Here is a 10569-nt window from a genome sequence, read left to right on the forward strand (position 1 = left end):
AGGCGGTTCCGGGAACGGCACGGAGGCTAGGAGGGAGTTGGCGGTGGAGGCAACCGGGTTTTGGGGAGGTCTTGGGGACCGTGAATCCTTGGCGAGCTTCGGGGAAATGCTTTTCCAGATGCCCCCTTCGGGTCCGCAACCCTGTTCGCACTTTCGAGCACCCCATTGGCGATGGGCCGGATCCGCAACTGCAGGATCGGTCTGAGCGGTGCTCCGCCCTCTCCTGTCTCCCGGGGCACGTGTCCTGTCCTGATGGTCTTCGGCCCCCCGCCGCGTCCGATTGCTGCTGGGGCCCACCCACCATTCAATAGAATAGAGAATAGAAGAAATAAATGGTCAGGCTCTTAGTTGTTCACGCCATACCGGATACCCCAAGAAGACCAACGTGGCTGCCAGAGGTGACCTGATCATGATTCGTCAACAAAATCAAGAAAGGGTCGGTTTGGTCAGTCAGCAGTAAAATGCCCGACTTATTGTTAGATCTTGGGTCAATAATTATCTGCCAGGCCTATTGCAGATGCGCACACAAGAGGTGAGCCTGCCGGTTCGGCGACGTGAATGATGGGTACCGCCCTGCGGGCTGAGCACGAGTCCCAACGAGGGATGGCTTGGGCGCGTTCCTAGGACCTGAGATGGCCCGGAGGGAGTGGGTGGGGGGGGAGGTTCGACCTTGCGGGGGGGGCGGGGCTCCATGAGAGTCGCGGCCGAGGTTCATGCGTATGGGTCACGTCAAGCTGCACATTCCCGGACCGGTGGAGGTGAGTCGGAAGACATTCGAGGCATTCTGCCGGCCGATGATCGGGCATCGGGGCCAGGGGTTTAAGGACCTGTACGGGCGGATTCAGCCCGGGCTGCAGGCGGTGTTTGGGACGCGGAGGCTGGTGTATTTGAGCACCTCTTCGGCGTGGGGGGTGATGGAGGCGTCCATCCGGAACCTGGTGCGCCGGAAGGTGCTGACGTGCATGTGCGGGGCGTTTTCGGACAAGTGGCTGGATGTGGCGAAGCGGTGCGGGGTGGAGGCGGAGGCGTTGCAGGTGCCGTGGGGATCGCCGATCCGGGCGGAGGAGGTGGACCGGCGGCTTGCGGGGGGCGGGTTCGATGCGCTGACGTTGATCCACAACGAGACGAGCTGCGGATTGATGAACCCGCTGGAGGAGATTGCGGCGTTGAAGGGGAAGTACCCGGACGTGCTGTTCGTCGTGGACGTGGTGAGTTCGTTGAGCGCGGTGCCGATGTCGTTCGATGGGCTGGGGGTGGACGTGATGCTGGCGGGCGTGCAGAAGGCGTTTGCCTTGCCGCCAGGGCTGGCATTGTTCGCGTGTTCGGCGGCGGCGCTGGAGCGGGCGGCGACGGCGGGGGATCGCGGGTATTACTTCGACTTCGTGGAGTTTCAGAAGAATGCGGAACAGAACATGACGCCGAGCACGCCGAGCATCGGGCATGTGCATGCGCTGGAGAGCAAGCTGGAGGACATCCTGTCGGAGGGGTTGGAGGCCCGGTATGCGCGGCATGTGGAGACGAACGGGATGCTGCGGGATTGGGCGGTGGGGCACGGGTTCACGCTGTTTCCGGAGGCGGGGTATGAGTCGCGAACGCTGGTGTGTGTGAACAATGGGGCGCGGCCGGGGGGACGGACGGTTGATGTGGCGGCGTTGCAGAAGCGGGTGAAGGACCGGGGAATTCTGATCGACGGGGGTTATGGCAAGATCAAGGGGACGACCTTCCGACTTTCCAACATGGGGGACGAGACGCCGGAGACGATCCGGACGTTGATCGGGGTGCTGGACGAGGCGATCGCGGGGTTGTAGGGGGGGCCGGTCGATGCCCGGCGGGATTCGGGCGGTCGGGGATGGGATGGGATCGACGAGGGAGGGGCCGCGAGGGGAGGGATCAGCCGCGCTGGCGGGCGGCGCGGGACTGGCGCCACTTGTCGAGTCCGACGGCGAGGACGATGACGATGCCGATGATGATTTCCTGCATGTAGGTGGGCCAGCCCATCTGGTTGGAGCCATTGCGGAGGACGGCCATCATGAGGGCGCCGATCATGGAACCGGCGATGCTGCCGGTGCCGCCGGAGAGGCTGGCTCCGCCGATGACGACGGCGGCGATGACGTCGAGTTCGAGACCGATGGCGACGGAGGGATCGCCGAGGGTGAGGCGGGAGAACTGCATGAGGCCGGCGAGACCGAAGAAGACGCCGGCGAGGCCATAGATGAAGAGTTTGTGGAGGGCGACCCGGATGCCGCAGAGGCGGGCGGTGGCCTCGTTGGAGCCGATGGCGAAGATGTAGCGTCCGAAGACGGTCTGGCGAAGGACGACGGCCATGAGGAGGGCGAGGGTGATGGCGACCCAGACGCCGATGGGGAGCGGGAAGAGTTGCTGGGGCTGGGAGAGGGCCATGAGACCGTTGAGGGGGGAGGGCTGGGGATTGACGGTCTGGTTGCCGGCCAGCCATTTGGCGGCGCCGCGGACGACGCCCATCATGCCGAGGGTGACGATGAAGGGCATCATGCCGAAGCGGGCAATGATGGCGCCGTTGAGGGAGCCGATGAGAACGCCGGTGAGGAGGGTGAGGAGGACGACGGCGGAGGGGGGAAGGCCAAGGAGGACGAGTTGGGCGGCGACGACGCTGGTGAGGGCGACGACGGAGCCGACACTGAGATCGATGCCACCGGAGACGATGATGAGGGTCATGCCGAGGGCGCCGGTGGCGACGATGACGGTCTGGGTGAGGATGATCTTGAAGTTCCCGCCGGTGAGGAAGTAGGGGCGGACCTCGGGGCTGAGGGAGAAGAGGCCGACGACGAAGGCGAGGCCGATGAGGGGGCCGAGGGAGGCGAGGAGGCGGGACAACCGGGGGTTCATGAAAGGTCGGGTGACGGGGGATCTTCGGCTGCGGACTGGCCGATGGCAGCGGCCATGATGTCGTGTTCGGTCCAGTCGGCGACGGGGCGGATTTCGCGGAGGCGGCCGCGGCACATGACGCCGATGGTATCGCAGACGCCGAGGAGTTCGGGGAGGTAGGAGCTGACGAAGACGATGGCCTTGCCCTGGGCGGCGAGTTCGCCGATGAGGCGGTAGATGTGGGCCTTGCTGCCGACGTCGATGCCGCGGGTGGGTTCGTCCAGGAGGAGGATGCGCGCCTGGTGATGGAGGAGGCGGGCCACGGCAATTTTCTGCTGATTGCCACCGGACAGTTCGCCGACGGGCTGGGCGGGGCCGCGGGCGCGGACGTCGAGGCGGCGCATCCATTCCCCGGTGAGGGCCTGCTGGCGGCGGGCGGAGACGAGACCGAAGCGGGAGACTGGGGCGAGGCGGGTGAGGGTGACGTTGTCGGCGAGGTGTCGTTGGAGGAGGAGACCTTCGGACTTGCGGTCCTCGCTGAGGAGGCCGACGCCGGCGTTCAGGAGGTGGCGTGGGCCGAGACCGGTGGTGTTGCGATCCAGGACGGTGACGGAGCCGGCGGGGGCATCATCGAGACCGAAGATGGCGCGGAGGGTTTCGGTGCGGCCGGCTCCGACGAGGCCGGCGATGCCGAGGATTTCTCCGGCACGGAGGGTGAAGGAGGCGGAGGCGGGTTTGCGGCGGCCGGCGAGGCGGGAGACCTGGAGGACGGGGGTGCCGAGGGCGTGGGGGATGCGCGGGTAGATGTCGCGGACATCGCGGCCGACCATGAGGCGGATGATGTGGTTGAGGTCGGCCTCGGCCATGGTTCCGGAGCCGACACTTTCGCCATCGCGGAGGACGGTATAGCGGTCGCAGATGGCACGGCACTCCTCGAGGAAATGGCTGATATAGATGACGCTGACGCCGCGTTCGCGGAGGCGTCGGACGACGGCGAAGAGGGTTTCGGCGTCGCGCTGGGTGAGGCTGCTGGTGGGTTCGTCGAGGATGAGGACGCGGGGTTGGCGGACGAGGGCGCGGGCGATTTCGACGATTTGCTGGGTGGCGAGGGGGCAGGCGCCGGCGGGGGTGTCGAGGGGGAGTCCCGGGTGGTGGAGTTCTTCGAGGGCGCGGTGGGCGAGGTCGCGGCGGCGGCGGCGGTCGAGCCAGCCCCAGCGGGCGGGTTCATCGCCGAGGAGGATGTTTTCCTCGATGCTGAGGTGGGGGGCCAGGGTGAGTTCCTGGTAGATCATGGCGATCCCCGAGCGTCTGGCGTGCAGGGGGGAATCGGGGACGAAGGGGGCGCCGTCGAGTTCGATGCGGCCGGCATCGGGCCGGCAGGCGCCGCTGAGCACCTTCATGAGGGTGCTCTTGCCGGCGCCATTCTCGCCGATGAGGGCGAGGACCTCGCCGGGGGCGAGATCGAGGGAGACGCCCCGCAGGGCGCGGGTGGCGCCGAAGGACTTCTCGACCTGCCGCATGGCGAGGCGGGCGTTCATGGATGGGACGTGGACAGGTGGACGGGGCACGGCCCGGGATGGGTTGTGCGCGTCGGCTCGGCTCCAAAGAGCGGAACGGCATCGCGGGGTCAAGCCCGGTGTGTCGATGCGACGGGATGCGGGGGATGGTGGGACTGGCGGAGCTTGTCTTTCCGGAGGCCGGAGGCGAGAGGGGAGATACGGAAGCTGGCGAGGGGAGGGGGGAAAGCCATCAGCCGGCATGGGCGCCTGCGAGGAGGCGGCGGGGGAGAAGGCGGCGGAGGGGCGGCCAATCCAGGAGTCGGTGTCCGCCGGCACGGAGGAGGAGTTGAACAAGGGGATGAAAGAAGCGGCACTGGAAGGGGCGGAGGACCATGGGGATGCCGCCGAGGCCGAGTTTGAACTGGGCGAGGCTGGAGAGGGACGATGGAGAGGGTTGACGGCCTTCGGCCAAGGCGCGGGCGAGGTTGGTTTCGAAGCCCATGAAGTCGAAGTGGCGGTGGCCGGATTCGCGGGCCCACCGCATGGCGGCCCAGTAGAGGGATTCGTTGGGGCGGAGGTCCGGGGCTTCTCCGGACCAGCCAATGCGCCAGGCGCGGGCCCAGGTGCCGAGGGCGAGGACGATCAGGCCGGCGATCGGGCGCGCGTCGTGTTGGGCGAGGAAGAGGCGGATGTGTCCGCCGGGGTGAAAGGCCTGCCAGACGCGGTGGAGGAATTCGCCGGCGGGGATGTTGGAGCGGACACCGCGGCGGGCGCACAGGGCGAGCATGAGTTGTCCGAAGGTGTCGAGGTCGGACTCCGACCCGGAGCGGATGAGGAGGCCGCGTTCCTGTCCCTGGCGGATGTAGCGGCGGGTGGTGCGCCTCATGCGGGCGAGGATTTCCTCTTCGGGGGGGGTAAGATCGACGACGAGGGTGGCGGCTTCGGAGGTCTGGGGCGGGAGAAGGGCGGGTTGGGGGAAATAGCCGGCGGCACGGAGGGCGGCCTCGGAGGGTCCTCCCTGGTACGGGAGGACCATGGAGAGGTAAGCCCAGCGGCGTTGGGCGGCGGCCGTGCGGAGGGTTTGGAGGAGCAGAGGGGCGAGGTGGGCGGCCTCCTCGAGGAGGAGCGGGCCGCGCTGGATGTAGGCGACGTGGCCGAGGCGGGGGGCAGGGCGGACAAGGACCTGGACGCCGCCCAGGAGGCGGTCCCCTTCGCGGAGGGTCCACCGGCAGGGTTCCCATCCGCGAATCCGCTGTGCGTCGCCCCAGCCGGAGGATTGTTCCGGGTGGGGCTGGGGATGGCGGGCGACCCAGGCATCCCATTCGGGGTCCCTGGGGTCCGTGGAGGGCACCACCCGGGGCGAATGCGTGTGGGTGATGTTCATCGGGCGGACAGGGGAAGGCGAGGCAGGGTTTGGGGAGAAGAGACGGGGGTGGCGCAGGGGGATTATGACGGCGGGTTGCGGGGTTGCCGGCGGGTTGGGGCGGGTTGGGAGGGGACAGGATCGACATCGACGGTGGGGGGCGGATTGGGCTGGCCGTTGCCGTCGGAGCGGAGCGTGGCGAGGAGACTGGCTCCTGCGGGGCGATGAGCGGGGGGGGCAGGGTCGGGGGGTGCGTCCGCCGGGGAGGTGGAGGGGATGGGGTTGTGGTACTGGGCGTAGTAGTAGGCGGTGTAGTAGTAGCCGGGATCGGAGGTGGAGACGCCGTTGAGGATGAGGCCGAGGATGCGGGCGCCGCGTTGACGGACGGTATTGACGGCGAGGCGGGCGAGGCGGAGGGAGGTCACTCCCGCGCGATAGACGAAGATCAGACCGTCGCACTGGCTGGCGAGGGTGGGGACGTCGTCCATGCCGATGACGGGTGGGGAATCGAAAATGATGTAATCGAAGTGGGTGCGGGCTTCGGAGACGAGTTGGTGGAGGGATCGGGAGAGGAGACGTTCGCCGGGGTTGGGGGCGGCGCCACCGGCGGTGATGATGGCGAGGGAGCGGTGGGGGGTGGCATTGAGGACCTCGGACCAGGGTTCGCGACCGTCGAGGACCTCGGAGAGGCCGGGTTCGGAGGGGACGCCGAAGACCTGGGCGACGGTGCCGCGGCGGAGGTCGGCATCGATGAGGAGAACCCGGTTGCCGGCGCGGGCGAGGGTGATGGCGAAGTTGACGGTGAAGGTGGATTTCCCGTCGCCGGGAACGGAACTGGTGGCGAGGAGGACCTGTCTGGGTCCGCCGAGGTCGCCGAACATGATGGAAGAGCGCACGCCGCGAAAGGATTCGACGAAGAGGGTATCGACCTGGAGGTCATCGACGGAGACGAAGGAGCCCGGGGGGCGGTTGTCCAGGGAGAGGAGGGGAACCTGGCCGAGGATGGGTTCGTCGAGGGCGTGTTCGAGGTCTTCGGCGGATTCGAGGCGGTCATCGAGGCGATGGAGGAGGAAGACGAGTCCGAAGCCGGAGAGGAGGCCGACGAGGATGCCGGTGACGATGATGCGGGCACGGGCGGGACCGACGGGTTGATCGGAGGCGAGGCCTTCTTCGAGGATGGTGATGATTTCGCTGCTGGGCTGGATTTGGTGGAGGGCCTGGAGTTCGCGGGCGAATTGGTCGCGGAGTTCGCGTTTGGCGGCGAGGTCGATGCCGAGGGAGACGAATTGGCGATGGATCTCGCGGAGACGCTCGACCTCGGTGCGTTGGGATTCGACCTGCCGGTCGAGGACGGCCTCCTCCTGGCGAAGGGAGCCGATGCGGGCCTGACGGAGTTCTTCGATGAGATCGAGCTGGGTGGCGATCTGGCGTCTTGTCTCGCCGATGGCCTCCTGGAGGCGGACCATGTAGGGGTGGCGCGGTTTGAGGACCTCGGACTGGCGGTCGGATTCGGCGAGGAGACGGGCGAGAGCGAGTCTGAGATCCCGGTAGGAGGAGCGGCCGGTGAATTTATCGAGGGGATCGGCGGAGTCGAGGGAGACGGGGTCTTCGGGGTTGGGCGGGGGCGGACCGGTTGGGGAGGTCGGGGTGGGGGAGAGTGGGGCGGCGCTGAAGGCGGCGTCGGGCAGGTCGGCGAGTTCGGCAGCGGAACGCTCCTCGAGGCGCTGACCCTCCAGCATGACGGCCTGGCGGCGGCGCTGAAGGTTGATGAGGAGGTCCTGGGCGGCGTTGCCGGTGTCCTGGCTGGTGGCAATGCGGTGTTCGCGGATGAAGTCGTCGAGGCGATGCTGGGCTTCGGCGACTTGCTCCTCCTGTTGGCTAAGCTCGACGCGGGTCTTGTCCATCTGCCGGCGGGCGACCTCGCTGTGCATCTGTTCCTTGAAGGCGAGGAATTCCTGGGCCCAGGTGCGGGCAAACTGGCGGGCGTATTCGAGGTTGCTGCTTTCCACCGTCATGATGAAGGTCGATCCCTGACCCTGGCTCACGGTGAGGTGACGGGAAGGGGGGGGGCCGTCGGGGAGTCGGAACTCCTGCATTTTCTCTTCGACCCGACCGAGGACCTGGCTGCCGCGCATGTACTGGAGTTGATCGGCGACAAAGCTGTTCTTCTCCTCGAGAACGACGGCCCGGTCACCGGATCGTTGGGAGAGGGCGATCCGCGGGGCGATGCCGAGGCGGGACTGGGCCCGGTAGGTGTCCGGGGTGGTGAAGGAGTAGTAGGTGGCCAGGCCGGAACCGAGGGCGAGGGTGAGCAGCGGGATCCACCACCGGTTGCGGAACATTCGCAGCGAGCGGCGGAGGAGGGCCAGGAGGTTGACACGGTCGGCCACGGGCATGCGGTAGCCCACGTGGTGAGGGCCGTGGTAGGGGACGGGATGGTCCATGCGGTGGCGCGTCGGATATCAATTGAACCACTTCGTCCGGACCTCGACACGGTCGCCGTCCTGGAGGATCAGGTCGCGTTCGCGTATCCCCTCGCGGAGGATGGAGCGGACATTAATCTCGAGGGTGCGGGACTGTTGGGAGTCCGGATCGAGGCGGTGCACCTTGACGCGGCGGAGGTCGGCATCGGGGGTGAAGCCGAGTTGAAGGATGGCGTCGCTGAGCAGCAGCGGCGGAGTGTCCGGGGTGAGGGGAAGCGTGGCGGACATTTCGCCGAAGAACTGGACCCGTCCTGGAGTGACAATTTTCTCGCCGAGGGTGAGTTCGACGGTGGCGCGATGGTAGTAGTCGGCGAGGAGGCTGCGGGTTAGGTCTTCGCGCACTTCCTCGACGGTCTTCCCACGCACCAGAAGGGTGATGCGGAGGTCGGAATCCCGTGAAACGGGGAAGCTGACTTCGCCGACACTATTGACGACGACGAGGAGCGGGGCGGGGCCACGGACGGGGTCCTCGGCGATGCGATACTGGATGCGGTCACCGGCGCGAAGCACGTGTTTGGGGGGAGGTTCCAGGGCGGCAGATTCCTGGGCCCCGCTCCAAGGCGCGACGAGCGCCGGCGCCAGGAAGAACATCATCAAGGACCGGAGTATCATGGATCGAAGGGATCGGGGAGGGTGGTGGTGGGATTCAGAAGCGATAGCTGGCGGTCAAGGAGAAGCGGTTCTCGAAGTAGTCCCGATCGCTGCTCCGGGCGGATCGAGTGTGGATGGCGTAGGAGGCGCCCAGGTGGCTTCGGGAGGAAGTGCGCAGGCCGACTCCAAGGTTGAGATGATAGAGGTCGGCATCATCGCCACCGGGTCCGGAGATGGAGATCGACCGGTATCGGAAGCCCAGACTGGACGTGAGCCGGGAGTTGAGGCGGGCAGTCAGGGCGTAGCGGACAGAGAGATCTTCGGTGTAGTTGGAACCGAACCCGGAGTCGACGCTGGTGCCGACCGAGGCGGAGTGATCGACGAATCGGTTGAGGCGATGGTTGGCCGCGAAGTTGAAGATCGTCCCCGAGAAGTCGCTCCGGTCGGAGATGGACCCGGTCTGGTCGTACCACGATTCAGCGTGTTGGACGAGGGCGCTGAGGGAGAGGGATTCGATGGGGCGCCATGTGAGGTGGGGACCGACGGCGAAGGATTGGCCATCGTTCTGGGTCGGTTCCGAGAATGTGAAGATCGAGTAGGATCCCGAGACGCCGGCGGCCACGGGCGTGGTGATTCGCACCATGGCCGAACCTTCGAAGGCATGGAGATCGCGGTCCAGCGAGGTGAACTGGTCATTAAGGGATCGGTTGATGGCGAAGCGATATCCGCCGGAGAGGCTGATGCGGCGTGCGCCGCCCCAGAAGGCGCGGAGACCGGTAGCATTGGCCACCTGCTGAAATGCAATGTCAAAGGTGTCCTCGCCTCCGGCGAATTCCGGTCTGGACGAAGCCTCCGAGGTGGACGCGGTGTGGTTGGAGAGACGGAGATCGACTTCGCCGAGGCCGAAGGTGTAATCGAGATGGGAATTGGGGGCGATGTAGAGGCGGTTCCGGTCGCTGGTCCCGGCCCACCACTCATACCCGATGCCGACATCCGCCTGGAGTTTCTGGCGATCACTGACCGGGTAGAAGAGGCCGACCGTGAGGGTGGGGCGCAGTCCGAAATCGGCATCGCGGTGGCCGGATGGGCGGTAATTCCGGTTGTCGGTGACGATGGCCGTCAGGGACGCATCGTAGCGCATCCGAAGGGTGGAGCCGAGGCGGGTGGAATAGTGGTTGGCTTCGACCGGGCGATAGGGCGGGTATGGCAGTTCGAGGGTGATCAGCTCGGTCGTCTCCTGGGCGGCCGACCGACCGAGTCCGGTCCAAGCGGAGGCGAGAAGAGCGAGCAGAACCCGGAGGCGGCGGCCAGATGGGGCGGGCCTTCCGTGGTCCACAGGGCCCCCGCGAAGCAGAGACGCGGCCCGTAAGCGAAATAAGCGTGGGGCGAACATGATCTCCAGTCATGGGAAGCTGCCGCAGCGGACGCACGGGCGGCAACCGCAATCTTGCCGCAATCTTGCTCTACACCCATTCTCCCGTTCCGGAGGCTGCCTCACCCCACTGCATCGACGCGGAGATCGCGCAACACGGTAACTCCTGGAATCGGGGCGCCGCGAATGATGCGGGCGCCGCTCTTGCGCCGCTTGCCGAACTTGTCCCGGTGCCGTTCCCACATCTGGTTCACGAACTCCTTCGATCCCAGGAACACCCCGTCAGTCATGTGTCGGATCCGCAGCCGCAGGATCTGGCCCAGCGGCAGTTGACCACCCCGCGCCAGTTCCGCCCGGATCGCCTCCGGACCCAGCACCCGCTTGTCGCTCCGCCCCGACGTCCCGCCGATCACGTAT

8 protein-coding genes are annotated in these 10569 nt (G+C 66.8%); 1 reads left to right on the plus strand and 7 read right to left on the minus strand.

The genetic code is table 11. The features are described from left to right. Positions 1–719: 719 nt before the first annotated feature. A complete protein-coding gene (locus KF833_22145; GenBank protein MBX3748018.1) occupies positions 720–1808 on the plus strand; it encodes an alanine--glyoxylate aminotransferase family protein in 1089 nt (362 codons plus the stop codon). Between the two features lie 82 nt (positions 1809–1890). On the opposite strand, the gene KF833_22150 is transcribed toward KF833_22145, so the two are convergent. From KF833_22150 to KF833_22180, 7 genes are all read right to left on the minus strand, one after another. Continuing rightward, positions 1891–2865: an ABC transporter permease gene (locus KF833_22150; GenBank protein ID MBX3748019.1), complete on the minus strand. Its 975-nt coding sequence runs from the start codon at positions 2863–2865 to the stop codon at positions 1891–1893. Beyond that, positions 2862–4382: a sugar ABC transporter ATP-binding protein gene (locus KF833_22155; GenBank protein ID MBX3748020.1), complete on the minus strand. Its 1521-nt coding sequence runs from the start codon at positions 4380–4382 to the stop codon at positions 2862–2864. The genes KF833_22150 and KF833_22155 overlap by 4 nt, the downstream gene beginning before the upstream one ends. Before the next feature lie 211 nt (positions 4383–4593). Continuing rightward, complete coding sequence (locus KF833_22160) at positions 4594–5727, minus strand: GNAT family N-acetyltransferase (GenBank protein ID MBX3748021.1); 1134 nt, start codon at positions 5725–5727, stop codon at positions 4594–4596. Positions 5728–5789: 62 nt separating this feature from the next. Further along, the gene (locus KF833_22165; GenBank protein ID MBX3748022.1) at positions 5790–8150 is read right to left on the minus strand and encodes a polysaccharide biosynthesis tyrosine autokinase; all 2361 of its coding nucleotides are present in this window, start codon (positions 8148–8150) and stop codon (positions 5790–5792) included. Between the two features lie 18 nt (positions 8151–8168). Further along, a complete protein-coding gene (locus tag KF833_22170; GenBank protein MBX3748023.1) occupies positions 8169–8801 on the minus strand; it encodes a hypothetical protein in 633 nt (210 codons plus the stop codon). Between the two features lie 34 nt (positions 8802–8835). Continuing rightward, a complete protein-coding gene (locus KF833_22175) occupies positions 8836–10116 on the minus strand; it encodes a hypothetical protein (protein MBX3748024.1) in 1281 nt (426 codons plus the stop codon). Positions 10117–10274: 158 nt separating this feature from the next. After that, a partial coding sequence (locus KF833_22180; GenBank protein ID MBX3748025.1) for a hypothetical protein occupies positions 10275–10569 on the minus strand: 295 nt, incomplete at its 5' end.

This window comes from Verrucomicrobiia bacterium (assembly GCA_019634625.1).
Classification (GTDB): domain Bacteria; phylum Verrucomicrobiota; class Verrucomicrobiia; order Limisphaerales; family CAIMTB01; genus CAIMTB01.